Origin of the sequence: Methanobacterium veterum (assembly GCF_000745485.1) — an archaeon.
In the GTDB taxonomy this organism is placed as follows: domain Archaea; phylum Methanobacteriota; class Methanobacteria; order Methanobacteriales; family Methanobacteriaceae; genus Methanobacterium_D; species Methanobacterium_D veterum.
In genome coordinates this window covers 448720-475379 of sequence record NZ_KN050694.1, presented here as the reverse complement: position 1 = coordinate 475379, position 26660 = coordinate 448720, and the positions used below count along the sequence as shown (strand labels likewise).

Genomic DNA, 26660 nt, shown 5'->3' with positions numbered 1-26660 from the left:
CTTTACAAGTATCGGACAGCCGATAGATTTATATATCAATAAAACCAATCTTTTAAACAGAGCTTTAATTGTTATCTAAGTATTGTGGTCCTTTATCGGTTCTGTTTTTAGATATGACTATAAAATTTTATTTTAAGGATTTATAGGGATCTGGATAATAATTGAAGGGGACATACTGTCATTTTTAAATAAATGCTATTAAAAACCATTTTTAATAGGTAAAACTGAGCTGTTTAAATAAAATATCATTTTAAACGGTCTTTTTTAATATATGATGATCATATTTGCTTTATAAGTTCAATTAAACATGTATATTTTTATTTGGAGTACCTAGATTGATCTATATAATCTTCACTTCAATACATTTAAATATAATTTATCGCATAAATGTGATAAGTACGATAAATATGATTTACATGAATTGTTCAAGTGGTTAAAAATGAATCATAAAAGTAACAGAAAATGTGTTCTCAGCACAGCTAAAGTAGGTGAACGGGGACAAATCGTTATTCCCAAAGATATCAGGGATTTATTCGATATACAAAGCGGAGATACTCTAGTTGTGCGTGGACTTGAAGGCAAAGGAATCTTAATTATGAAAGCAGAAGATCTGCTTGCAAAAGCAGATATAATGAAAGATATTGCCCTTCAAATAGTTGAAAATAAAGATTATGGAGATATAGATGATAAAAAGGATGAATAGGTTATAACTTTAAAATTCTATTTTAATAATAAATCAACATTTAAATAAAACGTATTAAACTTAATTATACGTAATACAGCATCTCAAACGTATTTTAAATAAGTATTAGCTCTAGAGAGAATGCTATTTCATTTAATTAACAGGTGATCAGTTGAATAGTACAGTTTCAGGCAAAAGTATAGGAAAAAAACGTGGGCTCGATTATAAATGGGTTGTAATGATCAACGTTATAATGTCAGGATTAATGAGCTCAATTAACGGAAGTATAACTCTAATTTCACTACCTGCCATTTTCAATGGTATTCATATTGACCCGCTCAATTCATTCCAGTATCTCTTGTGGATACTTATGGGATACGGTCTTGTAACAGCAACATTAATGCTTGGTTTCGGGCGTTTGTCGGATATTTATGGTAGGGTAAAGCTGTTTAAGATTGGATTTTTAATATTTACAGTGGGTTCTATCCTTCTCTATTTAACTCCGGGAACCGGTGACATTGGTGCTATAGAGATTATTGCATTCAGGATTATCCAGGCAATAGGTGCTGCATTTTTAATGGCAAATGGTTCAGCGCTACTAACTGATGCTTTCCCTGTCAGCGAGAGAGGTAAAGCATTGGGTATCAATATGGTCGCATTCATGTCAGGACAGTTTATTGGGCTGCTGCTTGGAGGTATCCTTGCAATCTATGACTGGAGATTTGTTTTCCTGGTCAGCGTGCCATTTGGATTATTGGGTACCATCTGGTCGTTCCTTAAACTTAAAGAGATATCCTACAGGGATCCAAATACAAAAATTGATATTATAGGCAATATTGTCTTTGTTGCCTCAATAACAAGCATATTACTTGGAATAACCTACGGTTTAATGCCTTATGGCAATGACGCTATGGGCTGGCATAATCCATGGGTAATTGCATCAATGATTATAGGATTTGCACTGCTTGCGGTGTTCCCATTCATTGAAAACCGTGCTGAAAACCCAATGTTTAGAATGGACCTCTTCAAAATAAAGATGTTCAGCTATGCTAATATAGCTGGTTTCCTGAATGCTATGGGCAGGGGTGGAATGATGTTCATGCTCATTATCCTTTTACAGGGTATCTGGCTGCCTCTTCACGGCTACAGCTATGAATCAACTCCATTTTGGGCAGGGGTATACATGCTGCCTCTTACTTTGGGAGTTGTAGTAATGGGACCTATTTCAGGAATGCTCTCAGATAAATACGGCCCAAGGTGGATTGCAACTCTGGGGATGGTTATTTCAGCAGCTGCATTTTTGGTACTTGCAGCACTTCCATACGACTTCAGTTACCTTGAATTTGGCGCAGCAATATTCATGATGGGTATAGGACAGGGAATGTTCAGTTCACCAAACACTGCATCCATAATGAATTCTGTATCACCAAAGGACAGGGGAGTTGCCTCTGGTATGATAACAACGGTTATAATGACAGCATTTACTGCAAGTATGGCTATGTTCTTCACCATAGTTATTGTGGGAATCACTCAGAAGTTCCCTGGTGCTATGACCTCTTCACTGGCAAGTATTGGTGCGGTACAGCTAGCTCCAGTTTTAAGCAGCATTCCACCAACAGGTGCTCTGTTTTCAGCATTCCTGGGCTTTAACCCTGTAAGCACAATACTCAGCGCATTGCCAACTCAGTTTGTGTCTTCCATACCTCAAGGAACTTTGACAATACTTACAGGCACTACCTGGTTCCCGCAAACACTTGCAGAGGCATTTATGCCCGCTCTTAGAATGTCATTTTATATAGGCGCAGCATTCTGTGCTATAGGGGCGGTATTATCCGGGCTTCGTGGAGCCAATTATGTGCATAAGATGCAGGTAGTTGACGTGAAGTCTGATTCAGGCTTAGGGTCTGAATTAGTGGAAGCTGAGGAAAAATAGTATAAATAAAGCTTTACAAGGCTGAAAAGCTGTAAAAAGAAGTGAAGCCAGATATGGAGAAATTAAATTGGTTTAATTTCTCTCAATTTCTTTTTTTAAATATGCATTATCATGTTTTTAGTCTGGGATTTACAGTCATAATTACATATAGATAATTTCTTGAATGTTTTTGGCGTTTTGACGGTCTTTATTTGGATAATATACGTAATTCATTTGAAATTTTATCCTGTTATTATCTTCTTTTACATTAAATGTTCCTTCCCAATCTGTCTTGATTCCATCTATTTTGAAGTTTCCAAGGAAATTTTGGCCGTTATTTGTGAAGTTACCGTAGCCAGTCCATGCAGCACATGCCATGTTGAATATTCCACTAAATTTTGTATTAAACATGGCTTCTTTTAAATTACCGGATAAAAGACTAGTTATTGTATTATAAGTTATATGTAAGTCATTTAATTGTCCTGTACCATTAAGACCGTTTTTTGTATAGTCAAGCGGACTTTCTGTATTTTCAACGCCAGGAAGTACTATATTGAAATTAAAATTTTTTCCTTGTCCATATATTGTATAAGATCCGCCAAAAGAGCTTCCATTTTGCTGATTTGGAGGTATCCAAACATGGGAAGTATAGTTATAGGGTATGCTGTTGAATGCCATTTCTTCAAAAGTCCCGCTTCCAATTCCATAAGCTAAAAATCCAAAAATAAGAATTAATATTATTAAAAACATTTTCTTGGGAGTCATTTTAATCACAGTTTTTTTATGATTGAATAAAAAATAAAAGAGGTTTATGTTTTTCACTGCTTTTAACACAAGTTATTCATGGGCCATTATACTGCATAATGGGGGTACTGGTATTATGATAATTATATATGTTTTACCATTTTTTGTAACTGTAATTTTACCATTTGAGTTAGCACCGTTTTGATAAACGTTTGATGTTGGTATCTGTAGTGTTGGTTTTTGTACTATAGTTATTGTAACTTTTCCGTTCTTGTCAACGCTTAATGTTTCATGTTCAAAGAGTGGGTCTTGTTTATTAGTTATCTCTGGTGTAAATTGGACTTCATTATCTTTTGTTTTTAGGATAACAGTATCATTGGTTATTGGGGCCCCTGAAATTGTGGGGAGTTGTGATATGTTTAAGTGAGGGTAAAATATATTGTAAAGTGCATCATCTGCACTGGGTTCTCTTGTATTTGACCATCCCTGCATGCTCAGATTCAAGTTAGCTGTACTTCCCACTGCTGGCGAATTAGCCGGCATGAAAAGTCCTTTAGAAGCTAAAATTGTTATCTTTGTTCCTGCAGGTAATTTTTTATCACCATAACCTGCAAGGTTACTTAGATCAATTATTGCGGTTCCATTATGTGGTTTTAGGAATATTTGTGCGTAGAAGTTTTGTACAGTTCCATTTTTTAAGGTTACATTTTCCATAACAACATCTAAATGTAACCATGTGGTTCCATTGTTGTAAAATGCTAATTTGGTAGCACTATCTCCTGCAGCTGTAACTTGTTGTCCTTGAGGTTTCATAATAGTCGTCGCTGCTAAAGCACCTAAAACTATGACAGCTACAAGTGCAATAACTATTATTAATTTTTTTTGATTCATTTTATCACCTAAAGGACCGTTACAATTTTATAAGTCACAATAGCTACAAATACACAGAGAAGTGGCCCTATTGCTACATTAGATCCATTAACAAATGATTTCATTCGTTCGTTTTTATTTGTTTCAGAACTTAAGATTTCTTTAATTGCTAGAAATGTGATCAATGCAATTGCTGCTATCATACTGTAATCCATAACTTGAGTCATAGTTACTGTGGTCATAGTGGCGGTTACGGTCGATATCATATAACACCTCTATTCTTACAATCATAATATTTAGTATTACATGCATATAAATTTTAGTATTAAATTAGTACTATCACAATACTTGTTTATAATTTCAGAAGAATTCAATATATACTAAAGAGTTTAAAAATTCTATTAACTAATTTTTATGAAAAATTGATATTAATAATATCTACTAACTTTACTCAAAGTATATTACTGTGATTTATAACGATAAAACAATAAAAATTTCGCTCATTTTAAAGAAAAAGTAAATTAACTAAGATTATAATTTTAATTTAAAATTAAAGATATTCTAAAATATAACTAATTATAATTAACTTTTTATTTTTTAAATTTAATATGGATGATTCTTTATAATATCTAAAACCAATTAGTTATTTGCCCTTTAAATTCATATCTTTAATTTTATTAAATTCAACAGATTCTGTAGATTTGGAAATAATGATTCCATTTTGGGAATTCATAACTTTATTTATCAATTTGGTCATGGAATCTAGTATTATACCGGTTAAAGCTAAAAATCCTCCCGTTAAAGTCATCATTATGGCCAGTATTGTAGGGGCTAAACTATAAGCTGCTGAGGGTGCGATACTGCTTGCAATGCTGTTGGATGACTTTGCAAGATAATCTCCAAAGAACATCAAGCCTAAAACTATACCAATTAAAGTAATTACAATTCCAGGTAATGCAAAGTAAAATAATGGTCTTTGAAACTGAAAATTATGTATAATTCGAATTAAAACTCCTACTCCATGGCTTACTGGATTTTTAGTGGATCCATCAACGTCGTATCTAACCCCTATTTCAACTTCTTTAATTCGCATCCCTGCATTTGCTGCATCTGTTAACATTTCACTTTCAATACTGAAGTCTTTACAGCTAAATTGGAATACAGGTATTGTGTATCCTGCAAAAGCTCTAAAACCACTTTGGCTGTCAGTGATATCAAGTCCGCTTCCTAAATTGGTAGCTTTATCCAGCACTGCTTGGCCGATGCGCCTGTAAGATGGAGTATCTTTTTTATTTCCGTTGATATATCTGCTGCCGTTTACAATATCGGCTTCCCCAGTTAGGATGGGGGTTATTAGTTTTGGTATTTCTTCAGGATTATGCTGGCCGTCAGAATCTAAAGCTACTATAATTTCTGATCCTTTAGCTGCTTTAAAGCCAGTTTTAAGTGCTGCACCTTTTCCTTTATTGGAGTAATGACGTATTACTCTTGCTCCTGCAAGTTCAGCAATTTCTACAGTATTATCTGTACTGCCGTCATCAACAACAATTACTTCATCTACATATTTTTTAGAACCGAGAATTATGCCGCTTATACATAATTCTTCATTATAAGCAGGCATTACTGCTGTTAATTTTACCATATTATCTACTCGCTTTTTAATTATTTTTATTAGGGTAAATGATCCTATGCAAGTTGTTTTTAGTATGTCTATATTGTTAATTTCATACTTTAATTTATATATTTATTACTAATATATTATTAAATGTTTATGTTTTGTAAAAAAGAGTATCTTTAAAATATAGTCTTTATGGCAGTTCTACTGGTTGAAAAAAATTATATTCTTAATTATGGGGAACAATACCTAACTAAAGACAAATAAATGGTCTTTATTTATATTAAACTATCCTTTTGGGGGATATATTCTGTATTGAATTATTAACATGCCCACTTATTTATTTCTGAGATTATTTAGCTTGTATATTTTTGATATTTATTTCTTCACAATCATTCATTTTTGTCTACTAATTTAATTACAGTAATTTTACACTTTCTATTTTTTAATCTGTTTACTAAATTTGTTCCTATGGATCTTAACACTTCTTTAATAAGTATTTTTTTTGAGTTTTCCTTAATTGGATATCTTATTGTAGTATATTCATCTATTTTTATGACTTGATACTTAGATTAACTTATTACTATTTTTAATACTATTAAAGTAGTTAGTATTATATATTACTTTTATCAAATATAGTACTATCAATAAAATGGACTGTTCAAATTTAATAATGTATTTTAGACTTTAAATTTGAAAAGAGAACCTTAATAAGTTCATTTCTAGATTAAAAATGTTAATTTTAGAAATAATACGTAAAATAATGAAATTTACAATATTAAAAGGTTATTTGTCGTATTTATTGATAATAAATATAAATTAAATCCTTTAAACCTATTTAAATGATTTGTAACCTTAGGGGAAACAATGGAATCAAAATTAAGCCATACAAGTATTATTATAGTGACATATAATCACGAAAATTTTATAAGGGAGTGTTTAGAATCACTAATGATTAATAAAGGTCTTGAAATTATTGTGGTTGATAATGGTTCCAGTGACAGCACTGTAAAAATCATTGAAAAATTTCCATCTGTTAAATTGATAAAAAATGAAAATAAAGGCTATGGAAATGGGGTAAACACTGGAATTAAATACAGTAAACGAAAATATGTTGTAATTTTAAATCCAGATGTGAAAGTTGAAAAAACTTCTATTGAAGAACTTATTAAACCTTTGGAAGGTCAAAGGGAGATAATAACTGTCCCAAAAACGCTGCTTTATGATGGATCAAAGATTAATACTTGTGGAAATATTGAACATTTTACAGGGTTGACATTTACACTTGGTTTGGGAGAAGATAAAACTGCATTTGACAAGCCAAAGTATATTGCAGGATTATCTGGGGTCTGTTTCGCGATTAAAAGGGAACTCTATATGGAAATAGGTGGGTTTGATGAATCATTCTTTTTATACATGGAAGACGCTGAACTTTCGTGGAATATAAGATCGAGAGGTTTAAAAATATTATATTTACCATCTGCGATTATTTATCATGATTATAAATTAATGGTTCCTGCAGAAAAGATATATCATCTTGAAAAGGGCAGGTACATTATTTTAAGAAAATATTTAACCTGGAAAGATTATTTGATGTTTTTGCCATCATTAATAACCACTGAAGTTTTTACTACGTGTTACGCGTTTTTAAAAGGTTTTACTGGAATTGAATATAAATTTAAGGCTATGAAAGAAGGTTTAGGGCGCGATATTGATAAAGTAAAATGTAACCGGAAAGAATTAATTCAATCTTTGGACTGGCAAGTTCCTATTGAGCAGTTAAATTATACACTGATGGATATGTATGTAAAAAAGGTAGGCAATATGATTTATTATATAAATTATATCATCATATTAAAGGTTATATCATTTAGATTTTCAGCTGATATTAAAAATTAAGGCTTATAAATTTTATATAGATACTAAATTAGTTTATAGCTTAATATGAATCAGAAGATTTCTTAAATAAAAAAAATATAAAATGTAGGGGGCTAAAAAATGTCAATTGGAACATTTACTAGAAGAATATTAGGTCCAAAAAATTTTAGGTTAATTGGCAGGACATATAGAAGATTTTTTGTAGATTTAAGTTTATTAGTAAACTGTATCCCTCAACTATCGCCTAAAGATCATCTGCTGGATATAGGTGGAGGTGATGGAGATTTTATAAATCATTTATTCAACAGATATCATGATATCGATGTAACAATGATAGATATTGCTCCATCTATAGGAAACTTCATTGAGCAGGAATTCAGACAAAAAATAACAATTTTACCTAATACAAGTATATTAGATTATGGATCTAGGACTGATAGAAAGAATATCGATGTAATATTAATTAGCGATGTAATTCATCATATTCCTCCTTCAGAAAGAAGAATATTTTTTAATAGTTTACCCAGCATTACATCTAAAAACACTAGAATATTAATTAAGGACATTGAACCAGGTTATTTTAAGTCTTTTCTTTCATATATGTCTGATAGATATTTATCTGGAGATAAAAACGTATCACTTATCAGTCAAGCAGAGATTGTTAAATTAATGAATGAAACATTTCCGTTAATGAATTTTAAAGAAACGGGACTTTTTAATTTTAATAAACCTAATTATTGCTTGATTTTTGAAAAATTGAGTAGTGAATAAATTATATTTTCATTGTAAATATTACAAAGTTGAATTTAAAGAGGAATCTAATATGGAAATAGGAATTATTCCAGACACTGCAGTTAGCGGTATGGGTATTAAAAGATATTCATTAAAATTAATTGAAGGATTGTCAAAAAGGGGTATAGATGATATTGTGGTATATTACTCTTCAAAGAGATTTGAAAACGAATTGATAGATATGGCTACTAATGATCATAATATTTCACCAAAAAAAATACCAGTGTATTTTGGCGATTCTTATTTTGGAATTTCATTTAGAAATTTTTTTCAATTACCCAAAACAATTAATGAATCTAAACTGGAATTAATTCATGATACTTACAGTTTTGGACCTTTTGTAAATTATCCATTTAGAAATAGGTCTAATACTAAAAAAATAATTAATGTTCACGATGTAGGCGTCTATTTATACAAATATTGTTGTAATTATGTAAATCCATTAAATGTCAGGTTATTTTCGAAAATCAGATATGAAAAGATTTTTCCGTTAATATTAAAAAATGTAGATGGAATTGCAGTACCTTCAGAAAATACAAAAAAAGATTTACTTAAATATTTTGATGTTCCGGAATCTAAATTATTTGTAATTAATCATGGAATAGACTTCAACAATTTTCATAAATTGGATTATTCTGAAATTTCAAATTTCAAATGTAAATATATCAATTTTGATAATGATTTGTTGATAGGAACCATAAATTCTGAGCGTAAAATAGATAATATACACATTGTTTTAAAAGTAACCAAAATGTTATCAAAGCATTATAAAAATCTTAAATTGATATTAATCGGAAAAAGCAATAAGTTCGTTGACGAAATGATTCAAAAATTTGATTTAGAGAAAATTGTAATTAAAACAGGTTATATATCTGATAAAGAACTGTGTTTGCTTTACAATGCATTGGACTTATTTATTTTTTTATCTGAATATGAAGGTTTTGGATTCCCTCCTTTGGAATCTATGTCTTGTGGAACTTTAACAGCAGTTTTAAATAAATCATCTCTACCTGAACTTGTTGATGAAGGTGCTGTTACTTTACTTAAAAAAGAACCCAAATACATTTTGGATGAATTAATTTACCTTTTGGAGAATAAAAAAGTTAGGGACAATATAACTAAAAAAGGAATTAAAAGAGCCAAATATTTTACGTGGGATAAATGTATAGACTCTACTGTAAAAATGTACGAAAGTATTTTAACTGTTGATTCAGGGTGTTGACATGAAGTTGTTAAACCCTTTAGAAATGAACGATTGGGATATAAAGACATTTTTTTCAACAATTTTAATATTACAGGTTTTATTTTTAGGATTTTTTCTACTTAACCAATTAGGAATAAATATTCCTATAATAAAAGAAATAACAGCATTAATCAGCATTATTTTTGTTCCAGGCATATTGTTTTTACGAACACTTGGATTGCATAAATTAGGGAGTTTAAAAACTTTATTATTTACAATGGGTTCAAGTTTGTCATTAGTTATGGTAATAGGCTTTCTTCTTAATGTTATATTGCTTAAATTTTTTACAGATCCATTAACACCTACAAATATGATACTAACTTTATTAATTTTACAAATTTCACTATCAATATTAGCTTATATCAATGATAAAAATTATTCTAACCCTTCTTTTATAGAAATACATTATATAAAATCTCCATTTCTCTATCTTTCAATTTTATTGCTTCCTTTAGTTATAATTGGTACATACTGTATAAATCACTTCTCTTTAAATTATTTGATAGAAATTTATATTTTACTGATTCCAGTGCTGGTTTTAGCAGTTGTTTTTGATAAAATTTCCCCTAAATTTTATCCACTTATAATTTTCATGATTTCCCTATCTTTACTATATCATAATTCACTTATATCCAATTATATTTGGGGATGGGATATAATGGGTGAATATAAATTAGCTAATCTGGTAATTACGCAATCATTCTGGGATTATAATGCTCCTATGACTTGTAATGCAATGTTAAGCACCACACTTTTGCCTTCATTTTTTACAAAGGTAGTTGGTCTCAATTTAGTGTGGGTATATAAAATAATTTTTCCCTTAATATTTTCGTTGACTCCGGTTGGGATTTATGAAATAGCGAAGAAATTAACAAGCAAAAAAATAGGATTTTTATCCAGTTTCTTTTTCATGTCATTTTACGTTTTTTTCATTGAAATGTTTCAACTTCCAAGGCAGCAAATAGCGGAACTTTTTTTAATTTTAATTTTAATTTTAATGTTAGAAGAGAAAATTAAGTATAAAATGACTATTTTATTCGTGTTATTCAGTTTCTCAGTTGTGGTGTCACACTATGCCACATCTTATATTGTTATTTTTATATTTTTACTGGCGTTATTAATTTTTAAAGGAATTAAATATTTAAAGTATGTATTGAATAAAAGTTCGTTTCCATTTGTTCAAAATTTAAAAATAATGGACTTTTCAGGTACTTTGAATTATAGATTAAATTTTAATTATTTACTACTTTTTATAGGCATGGCAGTTGTTTGGTATATTTATATTTCCAGTAGCATTAATTTTAACACATTTGTATCTATTTCTGATCATATTATTACTAATTTAAGAGACGAATTTTTATCCACATCTTCTACCCAGAGCATATATCTCATTACTCGTAACCAAACTGTACTTCAAAATATTGAAAAGTATTTAGATATTATATCTCAATTTTGTGTTTTTGCGGGTTTAATTGGTATATTTTTAAAATTTAAAGAATATAAATTTAACAGCACGTATCTGTCCATTGCTTCTGCAGCTTTTTTAGTTGCTGTAGCAGGTATGATTGTTCCTAACTTTGCAAGCACTATAAATACCTCAAGGTTGTATCATATTACTCTAATATTTTTAGCACCATTTTGTGTAATTGGAGGGACTTTATTATTAAAAAAGTTATTCAGACTTAAAAACAGGGATACTGCCTTAAAAATCTTTTCAATTTTTCTTATAGTTTTTTTCCTGTTTAATTCTAAGATTATTTATGAAGTCACAAGTTATGATGCTCCATCTCCAGGTTTGAATCCAAATTATGATTTTCCATTGTTTAATGAAATGGAAGTCTCAGGTGCAAACTGGCTTTCCCAATTTCAAGAAATAAAGTTATATTCTGATATTCCATCTAAAAATGGGACTAAAATGTATAGAGAAACTTATTATTATGCTGATGGTTATAGAAATTTATTACTAACTTCAGAAGGTATTAAAGTCCAAGCAATACCTTCTGATTTTAACTCTATACCCAAAGAATCTTATCTATTTTTAGGGACTAAGAATATAAAAGAAAAGGAAATGCTTTTTTCAAAACCTCCTTTTACCTTTTATTATGAGTCTTCAAATGGATTATTTAATAATAGGAACAAGATTTATGATAATGGAGGTTCGCAAATATTTTATTAATGGAATGTTATTAAGTTGCATAGTTTGATTGAATAGTTTCATAAAAATTGATTTAAATAGCAGAATCATAAATTTTCAAGGAATTTTGAGTTTATATTAACTAAATAAGGGAATACAAAAATGAAACTTTATCACGATGTAAATTGCGATCTATTGTTTAATTAACATTTGAATCTTTACTAAGTATCCAAACCGTTCATTATTCCATTAAAAAATGAATATATGCCTTTTAGGCCTGTTTTATAATATATTAAGTACATTCCTATTTGAAGCCAGAGTCTTAAAGAGAAGAACTGAACTAGAAATATAATATAATGAGTTTTTCTAGCATTTTTTTTCATAAACCAGAACATATTACGCGTGCCATAATAAATTATGTCATTATTTGTACTTGAAGCTGAACCTTTATGCCAGATTTTTGCATTTGGAACATGGACTACATGGTAACCTGCATTCTTTGCTCTAAAACACCAGTCAGTTTCTTCCCAATATAAAAAGTAATCTGTATCTAAAAGTCCAATTTCATTGAATATTTCACATTTTGCAAGTAATGCACATCCCTGTACATAATCCACTGAGGTTATTTCTTTAAATTGTCCATTATCTATTTCATTTAATCCTAAGAATTTTTGATAACCTAATTTGGGATATAATTTAACACCTGCAGATTGTATTTTAGTTTTATCGTTATAGCAGTATACTGTTGGACCTAGAATACCTATGTTATCACAGGAATCTCCTGCTTTTATCAGTTCATTTAAAAAATATTGATCAACGACAGTATCATTATTTAAAAGGAGGATGTATCTTTGGTTCAAGTTATCAAGTGCGTATTTTATCCCAATATTGTTTCCTTCTGCAAAACCATAATTTTTATCATTTTTTATTAGGATGAGTTTCCTATTTGAAGGTAAATTAGAAAATTCATCTATGATTTTTACAGTTTCTGATTTTGTTTTAGTAATTTCCAATATATGTAGAGGTTTATTAGTGGGATTATATTCAAAAAAATCAGATTTTAATTTTGATTTTCCTTCACAATATTCTTTAATTTGTTTAATGGAATCATTGGAAGAATTATTATCTACAATAATCACATTATAATGGGGATAATCTATCTGGTAAAGAGACTCTAGACATTCTACAGTATCTTTCCAACCATTCCAGTTGAGAATAATTATTGTAATATTTAGAGTTTTATTATCTAACATTATATTGTCACCTTTATTTTTTTTATTGTTAATACTTTATTATAATATAATATATCTAATTTTTTATTTATAAAATAAATTAAATTTTTATTTTAAGAAAATGCACTGATCAATGTTTTTATTTAAAATATGAACTGTAGAATTAGTTAAAGAATCATTAATAATTTTTTTTATATTTTAATAGTATTATTAATAATCTTAATAGAGTTAAAGATGAAATAAATGCCTTTAAATTCTATTCACTATCATTACAATTGTTTATTTTGAAAGTTCTAAAAAATACTGCAAACTAAAAACTCTTAGAAAATAATAGATATTAATACTATTAAATTTATAAATATTACACATGTACAGTCTGGAAGAAATATATAATATCTTAAAGAATGAAAAAATTGATTTTGTAGCTACAGCTATTTCACATTGGCATGCAGTTGGCGTTGATACAGTTATTTACGATATTGTGAAGCGTAATAACGGTATAAAGCCAAATGGGTTAATTTTTATTCTTGAACATGAGGTTAGTGGTTTTGTTATTGGGGAGAAAGACTTTGTTTGCGAAGGGTTTGCAAATGTTAAATTTATTTTTTTAAGTTTACATGATCGTGAATCAGGAATTTATTCAAAAATTGGTTTTTTAAAAATTTTATTTAAAAAAATAAATTTTAAAAACAATAATAAGAGAATAATATGTTTAATTAGTCCTTTTAGTCCTTCAACAGATCTTATTAAAATGGTTTTTATGAAAGACCTGTATACAACATATTATATTAAATTAATCCTCATAGATGAAGGATTTGGGACTTATGTACCACAAAAACTTTTTGAAGCTTCTTTAAAAAGGGGATCATTAAATGAAACAGTTAGAAAAGTCCAAATAAATAGGGTTGTATCTATTATAATAAGAAGAAGTTTTATAAAACTTATTATACGAAATATGCCCCTTGAAAAAAGATTTATTTTTAATCAAGAGAAAGATTATGAGATTAATACTGAATTGATAAATTCTTATAAAAAGATATTCGAATTTAGAAAAAAGAATTTTGAATTAACTCATAAAAATTCAGTAGTTTTGTTGACAGGAACTTTTTCAGAGCACTTTCAAATGTCTATACAAAATGAAATTGAATTGATGAAATCATTGATTAAAATTTTGAATCAAGAAGGGTACTATGTTCTATTAAAAGCACATCCAAGGGAAACAATTGGTAAATATGATGATGTATTGAAAGATTACGATGTTAAACAGTTAGATAACGATTTTCCTGTAGAAGATTTATTCATTAATATTGATCCGGTTTATGTGATTGGATTTATAAGCACAGCTTTGATAAATGCTAAACTGTTTTATGATATGGACGTGGTAAGTGTCGCTGATTTGTCATTGGAGTATTCTGATAGTGGTATATTAAAATCCCAAATGGATGAATTTAAAAAAGTAACAAGCAGTTTTATTAAATTTACCACTAATATGGGAGAATTAAAACAGATATTAAAAGGGAATTAACTATGATTTATCATTAACTATTTAAAAAATTGAATTTTTTCTTAGTTATATTTCTAGAAGTAATAATATTCCTGAATAAATAATTAACTTATTAAATCATCATAATCCTGCTTAAAATTCTACTGGATTTATTATAACTATTGAAATTGACATTGTGCTGGACAAAGATGATTTTAATGATAAATCAAAATTCAAATAACATAGATTTTTAGAATTAATCCCAAACTGTAAATGTGAAACTGTAATTTATTAATATTGTAATGGTTGCAGCTATAGTTCCAAATTGTTTAACAAGAAAAAAAATTCAAAATTAATTTATTATTATGACAATTATCCATATTTGATCAATAAGTTTTTGTCTTTTTTAGTATGAATATAAGATTAGTTAAGAATATATCCTTATTTTTTTGATATGTTCTAAAAAAATTGAATTAATTGAACTAAAATATCTTGTAATTGCTATTAATGATAATATCATTGTAATTAATATTCAATTGAATAATGTGTCTGCAATATCTGAAAATAGGAACAATACATGATATAATTATACTTAAGATAGTTATTAAAGTAATAGTGTAAAGATTTTTGGTTTTTTTCTTTTTTGTTGATGCAAAATATTTAACCGTGGTTAGGGTAATCCAAGTGCTGCAAGTAACTTTACTGGCCTGCAATTGCATTAATTTGGATTCATATTCTTGAGTAGAATGATTTAGATAAAATGGGCAATAATTTCATTTAGGATAGTGTAATCTAATTAACTATTTATTGTACAAAAGTTTATATTCATTTGGATGTATCATTTAACTTTTAATTTATAATTTAACAGTTTTTTAAATGATTTCACTTGTTTAATTAAAGAAAAAATAAACGCTTCTATTTTGGATTCTATAAAGAAAAATAATAATCCTATAATTAGAACAATTGTTATATTTCCTATCAGTGCAAATACTCCATAATAAAATGTATCATTATATAAACTGTAATTACTTAAAACCACAGTTAAAGACAATCCTGCTCCAAAGAATACTATTTGTATCAAAAAAATATGGTATGATGCTTTACCTATTAAACTAAGGATATTCATGATATGTCCCTTTGAAGTTGAAGGTAAATATTTAATTCCAATGACACAAAGAATAAGTGGATAAAAAAAGGAAAATACTGTTTGTGGCTGCCATGAACTTGGAAAATATGGGAAACTCCATGATAAGGCTGAAACTCCCACCATATATGCGATACTTGCAATTAACCCGGTTAAAACGGTTCTTTTCATGATAAATAATTTGAGATCAGCTGGTTCAAAATTATCTACTAACCACATTCCTAATGTAATTAAAAATAGATATCTAAAGATACACGCTTTATATAAATATGAATTATCAATTAAAATTTGATTTGCCAATACCTCAAAGGCAAAAGTGAGAATAAAGCTTATTATTAATAAGTATTTAGAATTATAGTTGTACAACTTGTATAAAATTGGAAATATTAAAACAAATTGGATTAATATGGATACGAAATAATTACCTGGGCCTGATACAGGTAGATAGCCTGTGAATGTTAATATGCCTAGGTATATTATTTTGTTACTTAAAATCCCTAAAACTAGGGATAATATCCCCAATATGATTAATGGACATGCTACCCTTTCAAACCTATTTTTTAAGTATGGAGGATATATATTAATTAAAACTTGATAGTTGTGTCTTTTAAAAGACATTAATGTATTGGTACCCATTAAAACAAGAAAAATAGGGACTGCTTGGTAAATACTAAATACAGATATTGGATTTGTTACTGTATTGGATGGTATTGTATGAAGAATAATAACTGATATTATTGCTAAAGCTTTCAAAAAGTCTATTTGAGCGTAATATTTAGATTTATTCATACAATCACTAAAAAATTATTTACATACTAATTATATATATTAATGTATTAATATTTGCTGATTTAATTAGATTAGTAAGTTATTAACATCACAAATAACAAGTACGTATAATATGAATATCTTAGCAATTATTTCAGCTAAGAGCAGTATTAAGAGAATTCCAGGAAAAACATATGTGAACTATGTGGCAAACCTTTGATAGCATGGACTATTAACCACGCTAAAACAGCAAACATATTGATAAAATCATTGTAAGCACTGAATAGCTAATATTTCAAATTATGTGATGTAGTTCGTTTTTTAGGTTAAAGAATCAGAAGGATGATTCACACTCATTAATTTGATTATACCTGCAATTGGTTAGTTATCTGGATAAATGTTATGTATTCCAAAATTAGTAAGTTATAAAACTAATTATGATAAATGGAGTATTAAAATTCATTATTAAAAAAAAATAATGAATTTAGAAACACAAATAAAAAAATAACTAAGTATAGTTATATATTTTAATTATAAAAGTTTATATATATCTTTATTTATTAAAATAAGTAAATAATATCCGTATTATAATAAATATATTTTTTAAATTTAGTTTTACATTTTTAAAATGTTTATTAATTATTTATTTTTTTATCTAATACTTTATTTTATTTTTATATTATCAAATTTAGTATTATTCATTCTAAATAATTCAGTTTTCAATAATAATAACTTTTATATATAATATAATACAATAATATTAGATACACACTAAAAAGGGAGCTAATAATGATAGAAGAATCATTCTTTAATTTTTATAGTGGTAAAACGATTCTTGTAACTGGTGGCGCGGGTTCTATTGGTAGTGAAATTGTCAGAAATCTTCTAGAACTTGATCCTAAAGCTATCCGTGTTTTAGATAATAATGAAACAGGCTTATTTGAATTGGAACAGGAGTTAAATTCAGACAAAATCAGAACATTAATTGGGGATATACGGGATAAAGAAAGGTTAATGCGAGCTTTTGAGGGGGTTGATATAATATTCCATGCTGCTGCATTAAAACATGTTCCTTTATGTGAGTATAACCCATTTGATGCTGTTAAAACAAATGTTATAGGTACTCAAAATGTATTAGATGCAGCTTTAGACCAAAACGTTGGTAAAGCAATAGTTATTAGCACAGATAAAACAGTTAATCCGGTTAATGTTATGGGTGCAACAAAACTTTTAGCAGAACGGCTTACGATTTCTGCAAATTATTATAAAGGCGATAAAAAAACTGTATTTTCGTGTGTAAGGTTTGGAAATGTTCTTGATTCAAGGGGTTCTGTTGTGCCAATTTTTAAAAATCAAATAAAAAATGGAGGCCCTGTAACTATCACTGATTATGAAATGACCCGTTTTGTAATGGGAATACCTCAAGCTGTAGGGTTAATTATTAAAGCAGGAGTAATTGCTGAAGGTAACGAAATATTTATCCTTAAAATGCCGGCAGTTAACATTATTGACCTTGCCAAAGCTATGATAGATGAATTAAGTCCGATATATGGTTACAAACCTGAAGAAATTAAAATAGAAATTATAGGAAAACGCCTGGGAGAAAAACTGTTTGAAGAATTAATGAATGAAGATGAACTTGATTATGTTATGGATAATGGAGATTTATATATTTTAAATTCTGAAAGAGTCCTCAAAAAGCCTGAAATCCATTATAATTCTAATAATGCATTAAAATTGAATAAAAAACAGATTAAAGATGTATTAAAAAATTATTGCATTTAATTTAATATCATTATTTTTAATCATTTCATGGAATTGAATATATTGTAAGAACCTGGAAAATTAAAGCCATAAATGTATCATGGCATATGGATTAATATACAAATTGCAGGAAAAAGCTTTATTGATATTTACTCAAAAGGATACGTGAAGGTTTACTTACCCAAGAAAAATTTTTAAAAATTGAAAACATAAAATACAATACATTTTGATGATATAAAGCGTTTATTAAAAAAGTAGGGATAAATGAAGAAGAAAGTGAATATTTTATAAAAAAATGTTTTCTAAGGGTATAGTTTACTCATTTGATATCATTTTAAAAGGTAGTGTGTATTACTTAATTTTATATCATAGGTCTATATAGCGAATGTTTCTTCTGAAATTTATTTAATAATGTGAATTTACAGTATGCATTATTATTTGATGTTTTATACGTGTCTTTTTATTTAAAAATTGAGCAATAAAGAACTTCTTTTTTATTAACTCATTTTCTACTGGAAAATTTTATATATTCATTAATCACAAATATGATGTAAGTACTAACATTATAATGGTGAATCAATGGACAAAAAAGGATCCAAAACAGCACTTAAAACAGAGATAACTCATTATGGTATAAAAGAGGAATCCTTTTTAAAAGAGCTGAAAATGTCAGATATTGAAAGTCAAGAAAGGGAAATTCGCGTTAGAAAGATAATAACTGACCTTGAAGATAAACAAATAAAGTTTAAATGGTTCAAAAAAGAAGTATTGATACTTACTATATATTTAATGGCCATAATTGCTGCAGAAATCGTAACTGCCCATTACAGTGTGGAATATGGTCTTATAATGCATACTATTATTCTTTCTGCTCTTTTAATTAATTCTTCTGTTACTCATTCCACTAAATTTTCGTATCTTCTCCGTTCTATGATGATTTTACCAATGATTAGAATAATAGGACTTACTATACCTCTTATGCAGGTGAGTGAACTTTACTGGTTCCCTGTTATAGCAATTCCATTGTTTGCTGCATCATTTGTACTTATGAGGTCCCAAAAGCTCACCCGAAAAAATGTAGGGCTAGTTTTAGGTAATATTCCTGTTCAATTGGCCATTGCGTTAAGTGGAGTTGTTTTGGGGTTTATTGAGTATTTGATACTGAAACCTCAGCCGTTGATTTCTTCACTTAATTTAGAAACAGTTTTATTTGCAAGTATGATCCTTATAGTGTCTACTGGGTTTGCAGAAGAACTGCTGTTTAGGGGGATACTTCAAAAAAATGCAGAAAAAATACTTGGAAATATATGGGGATTGCTGTATGTTTCAATACTCTTTACTGCCCTTCACATAGGATGGAATTCAACTTTGGATCTTATATTTGTGTTCAGTGTAGCTTTATTCTATGGTTACACATTCCAGAAAACAGGAAGCTTATTTGGGATTACATTTTCCCACGGAATTTCTAACACCTTTTTATTTTTGGTAATGCCTTTTATATTTCCAATTTTAATGCCGTATATAAATTCAGTTCTATAAAATTAAAAATAGGTGAATGTGTTCTATTTTACATATAATATGTTTTTTTAACTTCTTTAATGTTATTTGGAGCCTTACTGCCGTTAGGATACCATATGTAATCTGTTTTTAATGCTATCTGGTTATTTTTAGGGATGAGATTAAATTTTCCTTCCCAGTTTGAAATTGGGCCGTTTATTTTAAAGTTTCCAAGAAAATCCTTGCCGTTGTTTGTGAAATTACCGTAACCCGTCCAGGCAGCACATGTCATGGTAAAGTTACCGTCAACTCTGGTGTTAAAAAGAGCATTTTTAAAATTACCTGATAAAAGCGATATAATGGTACCATATGTTATATCAATGTTATTTATCTTTCCTGTACCGTTAAGTCCATCTGAGGTATAATCAAGGGGACTTTCATGATCTTCAGCTCCTGGAAGTACTATACGGAAATTAAAATCGCGCCCTTTCCCATATATTTTATAATAACCTCCAATAGGAGCTTCATTGGAATGATTAGGCGGGATTGAAAGGTAAGATGTGTAATTGTAGGGTATTTGATCAAATAACAAACTCTCAAGGGCACTGCTTGCAATCCCTAAAAGTAAAAATCCAGATATAAAAGCTGCAATAAACAGGTATGAGTTTCTGGTCATGGTATCACAGTTTATAAGTTTAGTTAATTTTGTTATCAAATAAAAAATGCCCCAAAAGCTGTATTTGGGGCTACAAAACTTTTTTGGTACTCAAATTGAAGTTTGGTAAAAAATATCTTTTTATGTATTTTGACATTTCTGTATGTTTTTCCATCCATCGACGCTGCTAATTCTGTTTATTTGCTTAAAGTGGCAGTACTATACGTAATCTAGGTGTACTTGCTACTACGGGTCCTGTTAACGGTGCTTGGGCAGTTACTCCTGGCGTGCTTGCGACAGCTGTGCCGTTTGTCGGTGCTTGGGCACTTGCTCCTCCAGCATTTGCACAGAGTGGCACTGCTGCTGTTCCACCTAATGAGACCCCTCCACCAGTATTGATACTAAATGATGTGTCGTTAACTACTACTGTGTTTCTTGGTGTAACAACAACTGGATCGGCGGCACTGGTACTTGGTGTAAGTGCTGCTAAATATTTGCCCCCCTGTGATGGATCTGCAGTTGCGGTTACTTTGTTGTCTGTAACACCTTGAGGAACCTGTGCTGTAGGTACATTAGGAACAGTGTATGTTTTCAACTGCACATTAGTCCCAGCTGGGAGTGATTGATTGTTTAAACCTGCAAGACTGCTTAAATCAACAGTTGCAGTTCCCTGTGGCTTAACCCATAAGTCTGCATAGATTTTTTTAACTGATCCATCTACATCAGTTATATCAAAGGCTGCGACAACATGTTTCCAGGAGTTTCCATGGTTTTCAAATGCAACGCTTGTGGCTTCAGTAGGTATGGCGGTATTCTGTTGGGTTTGAGGGGTATTTGCGTATACAATTCCTCCCATTACTACTACAACCATTATCATAATGGTTAGTCCTGTTCTTTTTTCCATACAAAATACCTCCTAAATTACTGCCACCACTTTAGAGGCTACAAGGGATACAAATACCATCAACAATGGAACAATTGCGACATTACTTCCTTCTACAAAGGATTTTACCCGCTTATTTTTGCGTGATTCAGTGTTTAAGATCTCTTTAAAGGCTAGAAATGCTATGAGTGCAATTACTGCTATTATGCTATAGGTCATTACTTGCGTCATAGCTACTGCTGTTGTTGTGGCTGTTACGGTCGATATCATATAACACCTCCGTTATTACAGTAATACTATTTATTATTATAACTTTATATACTTTAGTGTTTACTTACTAACAAGGCAGTATTTTACAGTGATTTTTGGACGATTTATTATGGTTTAGAGAATTTAAAATTACTATTAACTAAATTTTGTACTAAATTTGTACTAATACCACATAACGACATAAATTAATAATTATTAGGTTTTTAATTTTCTACAAAGCTGTAAAAATGAATTAATAAATTAAATAAATGTATTTAGTGATTATTTGATTTAATAAAATTAATAGAAATATTTTTAAACAATATCTGTTTTTATAACAAATTTAATCTTATTTACTTTTTATATTGGTCTTCTTAAGTTTATTAAAATCTATACCTTCTGCAGATTTAGAAATACTAGCTCCATTTTGAGAACTGATTATAATTCGATCTATCATTTTTCCCATTGAATCTAAGAGAATACCGGTTAATACTAAAAATCCGCCGATTAGTGTCATCATTATTGCAAGGATTGTGGGGGCTAAACCATAAGATGCGGAAGGTGTTATGTTGCCTGCAATATTGGATGACATGTAATTACCAAAAAACATGAGACATAAAATTATGCCTGCTAAAGTAACTATGGTACCGGGTAGTGCAAAGTAAAACAGCGGCCTTTGAAACTGTAAATCATTTATAACTTTGATTAAAACACCTACTCCATGGTTTATAGGATTTTTTGTAGAACTATCAGTATCATATCTAACTCCTATTTCGACTTCTTTAACCCTCAGACCAACATTCGAGGCATCTGTTAACATTTCACTTTCTATACCAAAATCTGTGCAGCTGAACCTGAAAGCAGGTATGGTATATCTTGCAAAGGCTCTAAAACCGCTTTGGCTGTCAGTACTATTAAGCCCGCTACCTAAATTAGTAATTTTATCAAGTATTGACTGGCCTATTCGTCTGTAAGAAGGAGTATCTTTTTTATTCCCATTGATATATCTGCTGCCGTTTACTATGTCTGCTTCCCCGTTTATAATTGGGGTTATTAATTTTGGTATTTCTTTGGGGTTGTGCTGTCCATCAGAATCTAAAGTTACTATGATTTCTGATTCTTTGGCTGCTTCAAAACCAGTTTTTAATGCTGCACCTTTCCCTTTATTAGAAAAATGGCTTATTACTTGAGCTCCTGCAAGTTTAGCGATTTTTGCAGTATTGTCGGTACTGCCGTCGTCAACAACAATTACTTTATCCACATATTTTTTGGAACAGAGAATTACACTGCTTATGCATAATTCTTCATTATAGGCCGGTAATATTGCTGTTATTTTTGCCATAATATCTACTCATTTTTTTGACTAAACTATTAATCTGAATAACACATTTCAGTTTGTATGAATTTTACGTTAGTGTGTAATTTCATACTTTACTATATTATTTTATTATTATTTCCTATTAAATCTTTAGGTTTGTAAAAAAGTCTTATTTTTTAACTAAGTGTATTATTTTCAGTAAAATTTATATGAAATGTGATAGTAAGTAATAATGTACTTACTTAACTTACCAAATTTTCTTAAATTGGCAGGAGTATCTAGTGGAAACATTAAAGGGATCTAAATGTAATTCAAAGGGGTTTAAAGACAATTATTCCTATAAATTTCTAAAATATCATTTTGAGTACTAATTTATACTAAAAATAGGAGTAAATGGTGATTTAGAGAATTTATATACCATATATTGTATATTTTGAATTTATTAGGTGTTTAAAATGAGTATTAGTAGATCAAATAGTTATATGCGATATAAAACGGCTTATTTGGTGATATTGTGCTTATATTAGTCTTAATTTTATACTTTTTATCATTTTTAATTATATGGCAGTTTGTTGGATACCCTACATTAATGGCCATAATTGCACGTAGAAATAACCCTAAAGCTAAAGATTACTCTTACCATCCATTTGTATCAATTATAGTTCCAACCTACAATGAAGAAAATGTAATTGGTGAGAGAATCAAAAATTTGAACCGTTTAAACTATATGGATGATAATTATGAGATTATTGTGGTGGATTCAGGTTCTAATGACCATACTAAAGATATAGTGAGAAGAAAAATAAAAGAAAATGCAGGAAGGCCTGAATTAAAACTGTTAATCGAGAAAGAAAGAAAAGGAAAAGCATCAGCCATAAATTATGGTAAAAGACATTCAAAGGGAAATATAATCCTTGTAACAGATGCAAATTCAATTTTTAATAAAAATGTACTCAAAGAGATAGTCCCTCATTTTAAAAATCCTAAAATTGGAGCAGTTGGGGGGATGTACTGTATAACTAACAATTTGAAAAATTCAATAACACAGTCTGAATCATTTTATTGGGATTTAGAAATTATTATGCGGCTTGGTGAATCAAAAATAGATTCCGCATGTTTATTCCATGGGGAAATAAATGCATGGCGTAAAAATATAGTAAATGCAGATACTCAGGCCCTTTCGGAAGATTTAGACATGTGCATTGCCATTCGAAAAAAAGGTTACAAAATAGAATATGAACCTGAAGCAGTAGTATATGAGCCGTCAGCGACAAACTTATCAGATCAAATTAAACAGAGAAAAAGGACAAGTATCGGTACTATACAAAATATATTTAAATATCACAGCTATTTTTTCTTACCGCGGGATATATACACCCTTCTAACTTTTCCATCACATAAAACATTAGCAGTAATGTCTCCTTTTATATTTATTTTAATTTTAGCATGTTATGCTATTATATCTGTATTGGGCATGCTTGAGGTGATCATAACACATCTTTTAGTAACTTTATCTTTGTTTATATTCTTATTTATCCTTTTAATGAATTTAAAATCCAAAATAATCCAAAACGACTCAATTTCTAAGTTTAAAATTAAAAAAATTTTCCATATTATTCATTACGTTATTTTAAACGAATTTTTACTGCTTTTGGCATGGAAAGATTTCATTAAGGGGAGATACAGCGTATTTTGGGAAAAAGCTGCTTCAACCAGGGAGTGATTAAATGAATATCTATTTGTTAAACCCGCCTTTTTCATTAAACGGTCAAGAAATAAAAAAGTTTTTTAGATGCACACGATGGCAAGGAGGTGTAACAAGAGGGGGAACTTACTGGTATCCTATATGGTTAGCTTATGCTGCTGGTTTGCTGGAAAAAGAGAATCATAATGTTAGATTAGTGGATGCCCCTGCTCAAGACTGGAATTACAATGCGGTTTTGAAGGATATTAAAAGATTTAAACCAGAAATAATAGTTATTGATTCAAATTTTGCCAGTTTAAGAAATGATATATCAGTTGCAAATGAATTGAAAGAACTAACAGGTTCAAAAACTATACTGGTTGGACCTCCAGCTTCCCAGTTTCCAGATGAAATTCTAAAAAAAGGGATAGATATAGTAGCTAAGTTTGAATATGATTTTACACTGAGGAATATAGTTGATTGTATTGAAAATGGTAATAATCTAGGGGAAGTTAAGGGAATTGCCTACAATAATGAAGGTAATATAATTAACACACCCATTAGACCTTTTATAACTTCTGAAGAACTTGATAAGCTCCCTTTTGTTTCTAAGGTTTACAAAGATCATACAGGTATCAAGGACTATTTCTTAACCCATACCCTGTATCCTATGGTTCAAATTTTCACAGGTAGAGGTTGTCCTAATCAATGCACGTTTTGCTCATGGCCAAAAACATTAATGGGTAGAGATTATAGGGTTAGAAGTGTAGAAAATATAGTTGATGAATTTGAATTTATAATTAAGGAATTACCAGATGTAAGGGAAGTTTTTATTGAAGATGATACATTTACTATTAAAAAAAGTAGGATTTATGAATTTTGCCAGGAGATGAAAAATCGAGGACTTGACATTACATGGTCATGTAATTCCCGGGTAAATCTTGACTATAAAACAATGAAAATGATGAAAAATTCAGGTTGCAGACTTTTAGATGTCGGTTTTGAGTCCGGAGATAACAGGATATTGAAAAATATAAAGAAAGGAATAAATACAGAAGAATCTCTAATTTTTATGAGATCTGCTAGAAAGGCAGGGCTTCTTGTACTTGCAGACTTTATTTTTGGCTTACCTGGAGAAACTAAGGAGACAGCAGAAAAAACTATAAATTTTGTAAAGAAAATGCAGCCAAACATGGTACAGTTTGCAGTGGCCACCCCCATACCCGGAACTGAATTTTATGATTGGGTTTTAGACAATCAATACTGCCTTATAGATGATTTAAACGATTCAATTGATGAAAATGGATTTCAAAAATGTATCATATCATATCCTGAATTTACTAAAGAAGATATCGAATTTTATGTGAATAAAGCTCTCAAAGAGTATTATTTAAGCTTTTTTTATATACCTACCGCTTTAAGAACTATTTTAAGGAAAAATGGATTCCATGAGTTAAAAACTATGGTCAAATCGGCTAAGATATTCCTTGAATATATAAATATGGGGGAAAATAAAGATGAAAAATCAAAATCAGGTATGGAGTAACTACTGGAGTAAAAAAAGGTCTTTTCTAAAATTAACTGAGTATACACCCACATATATAAACCTTAAAAGATACTTCCGCTCTTTAGATATACCTAAAGATGCTAAAATACTGGATGCGGGATGTGGAACTGGTAAATTAGCTTCATTTTGGACAAATGAAGGATATGATGTTATTGGAATTGATCTAAGTGATGAAGCTCTTGAAATCACTGGAAAAAAAGGAGTAAAAACATGTAAGGCAGATATCTTGGAAGGCCTATCATTTGAAGATAATTATTTTGATCTGGTTTATTCAGATGGGCTTTTGGAACATTTTGAAGACCCTGAACCTGTTTTGAGGGAGTTATTTAGAGTTAGTAATGCGTATATCCTAACGTTGGTTCCTAGAATTGAATTATATTCTCAAATAATGCAGTTTGTCCTTAAACCTCCAAAGGAATACAAAAGGGCAGATTCTGAATGGATAAATATTCATGAAAGATTAAAACCAGGAATTATACATTCTAAAGCTATTAAATTTGGAGTTTTATCAATACTCTGTGGAATAACCTGAGATGAGTGGTGGAT

At 29.5% G+C, this 26660-nt stretch carries 22 protein-coding genes; 12 read left to right on the top strand and 10 right to left on the bottom strand.

The genetic code is table 11. The annotated features are described in order from the left end of the window. The first annotated feature begins 439 nt into the window (after positions 1–439). A complete protein-coding gene (locus tag EJ01_RS16100) occupies positions 440–703 on the top strand; it encodes an AbrB/MazE/SpoVT family DNA-binding domain-containing protein (RefSeq protein ID WP_048082721.1) in 264 nt (87 codons plus the stop codon). 151 nt (positions 704–854) lie between these two features. Beyond that, positions 855–2615, top strand: a complete 1761-nt coding sequence (locus EJ01_RS16095) for an MFS transporter (protein ID WP_048192904.1) — start codon at positions 855–857, stop codon at positions 2613–2615. Between the two features lie 141 nt (positions 2616–2756). On the opposite strand, the gene EJ01_RS16090 is transcribed toward EJ01_RS16095, so the two are convergent. The 4 genes from EJ01_RS16090 to EJ01_RS16075 form a co-directional block, all read right to left on the bottom strand. Further along, positions 2757–3359 carry a hypothetical protein gene (locus EJ01_RS16090; RefSeq protein ID WP_048082719.1) on the bottom strand — a complete coding sequence of 201 codons (603 nt, stop codon included), beginning with the start codon at positions 3357–3359 and terminating at the stop codon, positions 2757–2759. 72 nt (positions 3360–3431) lie between these two features. Beyond that, on the bottom strand, positions 3432–4229 hold the full coding sequence (locus EJ01_RS16085; RefSeq protein ID WP_052376290.1) for a hypothetical protein: 798 nt from the start codon (positions 4227–4229) through the stop codon (positions 3432–3434). An 8-nt stretch (positions 4230–4237) separates the two neighbouring features. After that, complete coding sequence (locus EJ01_RS16080) at positions 4238–4474, bottom strand: hypothetical protein (protein ID WP_048082718.1); 237 nt, start codon at positions 4472–4474, stop codon at positions 4238–4240. Positions 4475–4851: 377 nt separating this feature from the next. Continuing rightward, positions 4852–5850: a glycosyltransferase family 2 protein gene (locus EJ01_RS16075; RefSeq protein WP_048082717.1), complete on the bottom strand. Its 999-nt coding sequence runs from the start codon at positions 5848–5850 to the stop codon at positions 4852–4854. Between the two features lie 840 nt (positions 5851–6690). Between EJ01_RS16075 and EJ01_RS16070 the strand changes: the two genes are divergently transcribed. From EJ01_RS16070 to EJ01_RS16055, 4 genes are all read left to right on the top strand, one after another. Next, positions 6691–7722 carry a glycosyltransferase family 2 protein gene (locus EJ01_RS16070; RefSeq protein WP_048082716.1) on the top strand — a complete coding sequence of 344 codons (1032 nt, stop codon included), beginning with the start codon at positions 6691–6693 and terminating at the stop codon, positions 7720–7722. A 99-nt stretch (positions 7723–7821) separates the two neighbouring features. Beyond that, positions 7822–8472 (top strand): class I SAM-dependent methyltransferase, encoded by a 651-nt coding sequence (locus EJ01_RS16065; protein WP_048082715.1) that lies wholly within the window; start codon positions 7822–7824, stop codon positions 8470–8472. A gap of 52 nt (positions 8473–8524) precedes the next feature. Beyond that, positions 8525–9715, top strand: coding sequence for a glycosyltransferase family 4 protein (locus EJ01_RS16060; protein WP_048082714.1), 1191 nt, complete (start codon positions 8525–8527; stop codon positions 9713–9715). Between the two features lies 1 nt (position 9716). Beyond that, positions 9717–11912: a DUF2206 domain-containing protein gene (locus EJ01_RS16055; RefSeq protein WP_048082713.1), complete on the top strand. Its 2196-nt coding sequence runs from the start codon at positions 9717–9719 to the stop codon at positions 11910–11912. 179 nt (positions 11913–12091) lie between these two features. On the opposite strand, the gene EJ01_RS16050 is transcribed toward EJ01_RS16055, so the two are convergent. Then, positions 12092–13123: a glycosyltransferase family 2 protein gene (locus tag EJ01_RS16050; RefSeq protein WP_048082712.1), complete on the bottom strand. Its 1032-nt coding sequence runs from the start codon at positions 13121–13123 to the stop codon at positions 12092–12094. Positions 13124–13469: 346 nt separating this feature from the next. On the opposite strand from EJ01_RS16050, the gene EJ01_RS16045 reads away from it, so the two are divergent. Next, positions 13470–14627 carry a polysialyltransferase family glycosyltransferase gene (locus EJ01_RS16045; protein WP_048082711.1) on the top strand — a complete coding sequence of 386 codons (1158 nt, stop codon included), beginning with the start codon at positions 13470–13472 and terminating at the stop codon, positions 14625–14627. Positions 14628–15423: 796 nt separating this feature from the next. Here EJ01_RS16045 and EJ01_RS16040 read toward each other — a convergent pair. After that, entirely contained in the window at positions 15424–16518 is a 1095-nt protein-coding gene (locus tag EJ01_RS16040; RefSeq protein ID WP_048082710.1) for an acyltransferase family protein, read from the bottom strand. A gap of 768 nt (positions 16519–17286) precedes the next feature. Between EJ01_RS16040 and EJ01_RS16035 the strand changes: the two genes are divergently transcribed. Both EJ01_RS16035 and EJ01_RS16030 read left to right on the top strand, forming a co-directional pair. Further along, positions 17287–18282, top strand: coding sequence for a UDP-N-acetylglucosamine 4,6-dehydratase family protein (locus tag EJ01_RS16035; protein ID WP_048082709.1), 996 nt, complete (start codon positions 17287–17289; stop codon positions 18280–18282). Positions 18283–18840: 558 nt separating this feature from the next. Further along, complete coding sequence (locus tag EJ01_RS16030) at positions 18841–19800, top strand: CPBP family intramembrane glutamic endopeptidase (RefSeq protein WP_245611240.1); 960 nt, start codon at positions 18841–18843, stop codon at positions 19798–19800. 28 nt (positions 19801–19828) lie between these two features. Here EJ01_RS16030 and EJ01_RS16025 read toward each other — a convergent pair whose 3' ends face one another. The 4 genes from EJ01_RS16025 to EJ01_RS16010 all read right to left on the bottom strand — a co-directional run bounded on the left by EJ01_RS16025 (position 19829) and on the right by EJ01_RS16010 (position 22887). Continuing rightward, complete coding sequence (locus tag EJ01_RS16025; RefSeq protein WP_157197658.1) at positions 19829–20434, bottom strand: hypothetical protein; 606 nt, start codon at positions 20432–20434, stop codon at positions 19829–19831. Positions 20435–20618: 184 nt separating this feature from the next. After that, a complete protein-coding gene (locus tag EJ01_RS16020) occupies positions 20619–21317 on the bottom strand; it encodes a hypothetical protein (RefSeq protein WP_048192903.1) in 699 nt (232 codons plus the stop codon). Positions 21318–21329: 12 nt separating this feature from the next. Beyond that, positions 21330–21566, bottom strand: a complete 237-nt coding sequence (locus EJ01_RS16015) for a hypothetical protein (RefSeq protein ID WP_048082707.1) — start codon at positions 21564–21566, stop codon at positions 21330–21332. A 328-nt stretch (positions 21567–21894) separates the two neighbouring features. Then, entirely contained in the window at positions 21895–22887 is a 993-nt protein-coding gene (locus EJ01_RS16010) for a glycosyltransferase family 2 protein (RefSeq protein WP_084689257.1), read from the bottom strand. A 490-nt stretch (positions 22888–23377) separates the two neighbouring features. Here EJ01_RS16010 and EJ01_RS16005 point away from each other — a divergent pair, with 490 nt between their 5' ends. Genes EJ01_RS16005 through EJ01_RS16840 form a run of 3 tightly spaced genes read left to right on the top strand, consistent with a single transcriptional unit; the run spans position 23378 to position 26646 of the window. Next, positions 23378–24586 carry a glycosyltransferase gene (locus EJ01_RS16005; protein WP_048082706.1) on the top strand — a complete coding sequence of 403 codons (1209 nt, stop codon included), beginning with the start codon at positions 23378–23380 and terminating at the stop codon, positions 24584–24586. A gap of 4 nt (positions 24587–24590) precedes the next feature. Further along, positions 24591–26093: a B12-binding domain-containing radical SAM protein gene (locus tag EJ01_RS16000; protein ID WP_048082705.1), complete on the top strand. Its 1503-nt coding sequence runs from the start codon at positions 24591–24593 to the stop codon at positions 26091–26093. After that, entirely contained in the window at positions 26065–26646 is a 582-nt protein-coding gene (locus EJ01_RS16840; protein WP_052376288.1) for a class I SAM-dependent methyltransferase, read from the top strand. The genes EJ01_RS16000 and EJ01_RS16840 overlap by 29 nt, the downstream gene beginning before the upstream one ends. Positions 26647–26660: the final 14 nt, after the last annotated feature.

What these genes read in the sequence shown, in the direction of transcription:
- EJ01_RS16100 (WP_048082721.1), top strand. Translation starts at nt 440, where the DNA reads ATGAATCATAAAAGTAACAGAAAATGTGTTCTCAGCACAGCTAAAGTA.
- EJ01_RS16090 (WP_048082719.1), bottom strand. Translation starts at nt 3,359, where the DNA reads ATGACTCCCAAGAAAATGTTTTTAATAATATTAATTCTTATTTTTGGA.
- EJ01_RS16085 (WP_052376290.1), bottom strand. Translation starts at nt 4,229, where the DNA reads ATGAATCAAAAAAAATTAATAATAGTTATTGCACTTGTAGCTGTCATA.
- EJ01_RS16080 (WP_048082718.1), bottom strand. Translation starts at nt 4,474, where the DNA reads ATGATATCGACCGTAACCGCCACTATGACCACAGTAACTATGACTCAA.
- EJ01_RS16075 (WP_048082717.1), bottom strand. Translation starts at nt 5,850, where the DNA reads ATGGTAAAATTAACAGCAGTAATGCCTGCTTATAATGAAGAATTATGT.
- EJ01_RS16070 (WP_048082716.1), top strand. Translation starts at nt 6,691, where the DNA reads ATGGAATCAAAATTAAGCCATACAAGTATTATTATAGTGACATATAAT.
- EJ01_RS16065 (WP_048082715.1), top strand. Translation starts at nt 7,822, where the DNA reads ATGTCAATTGGAACATTTACTAGAAGAATATTAGGTCCAAAAAATTTT.
- EJ01_RS16060 (WP_048082714.1), top strand. Translation starts at nt 8,525, where the DNA reads ATGGAAATAGGAATTATTCCAGACACTGCAGTTAGCGGTATGGGTATT.
- EJ01_RS16055 (WP_048082713.1), top strand. Translation starts at nt 9,717, where the DNA reads ATGAAGTTGTTAAACCCTTTAGAAATGAACGATTGGGATATAAAGACA.
- EJ01_RS16050 (WP_048082712.1), bottom strand. Translation starts at nt 13,123, where the DNA reads ATGTTAGATAATAAAACTCTAAATATTACAATAATTATTCTCAACTGG.
- EJ01_RS16045 (WP_048082711.1), top strand. Translation starts at nt 13,470, where the DNA reads ATGTACAGTCTGGAAGAAATATATAATATCTTAAAGAATGAAAAAATT.
- EJ01_RS16040 (WP_048082710.1), bottom strand. Translation starts at nt 16,518, where the DNA reads ATGAATAAATCTAAATATTACGCTCAAATAGACTTTTTGAAAGCTTTA.
- EJ01_RS16035 (WP_048082709.1), top strand. Translation starts at nt 17,287, where the DNA reads ATGATAGAAGAATCATTCTTTAATTTTTATAGTGGTAAAACGATTCTT.
- EJ01_RS16030 (WP_245611240.1), top strand. Translation starts at nt 18,841, where the DNA reads ATGGACAAAAAAGGATCCAAAACAGCACTTAAAACAGAGATAACTCAT.
- EJ01_RS16025 (WP_157197658.1), bottom strand. Translation starts at nt 20,434, where the DNA reads ATGACCAGAAACTCATACCTGTTTATTGCAGCTTTTATATCTGGATTT.
- EJ01_RS16020 (WP_048192903.1), bottom strand. Translation starts at nt 21,317, where the DNA reads ATGGAAAAAAGAACAGGACTAACCATTATGATAATGGTTGTAGTAGTA.
- EJ01_RS16015 (WP_048082707.1), bottom strand. Translation starts at nt 21,566, where the DNA reads ATGATATCGACCGTAACAGCCACAACAACAGCAGTAGCTATGACGCAA.
- EJ01_RS16010 (WP_084689257.1), bottom strand. Translation starts at nt 22,887, where the DNA reads ATGGCAAAAATAACAGCAATATTACCGGCCTATAATGAAGAATTATGC.
- EJ01_RS16000 (WP_048082705.1), top strand. Translation starts at nt 24,591, where the DNA reads ATGAATATCTATTTGTTAAACCCGCCTTTTTCATTAAACGGTCAAGAA.
- EJ01_RS16840 (WP_052376288.1), top strand. Translation starts at nt 26,065, where the DNA reads ATGAAAAATCAAAATCAGGTATGGAGTAACTACTGGAGTAAAAAAAGG.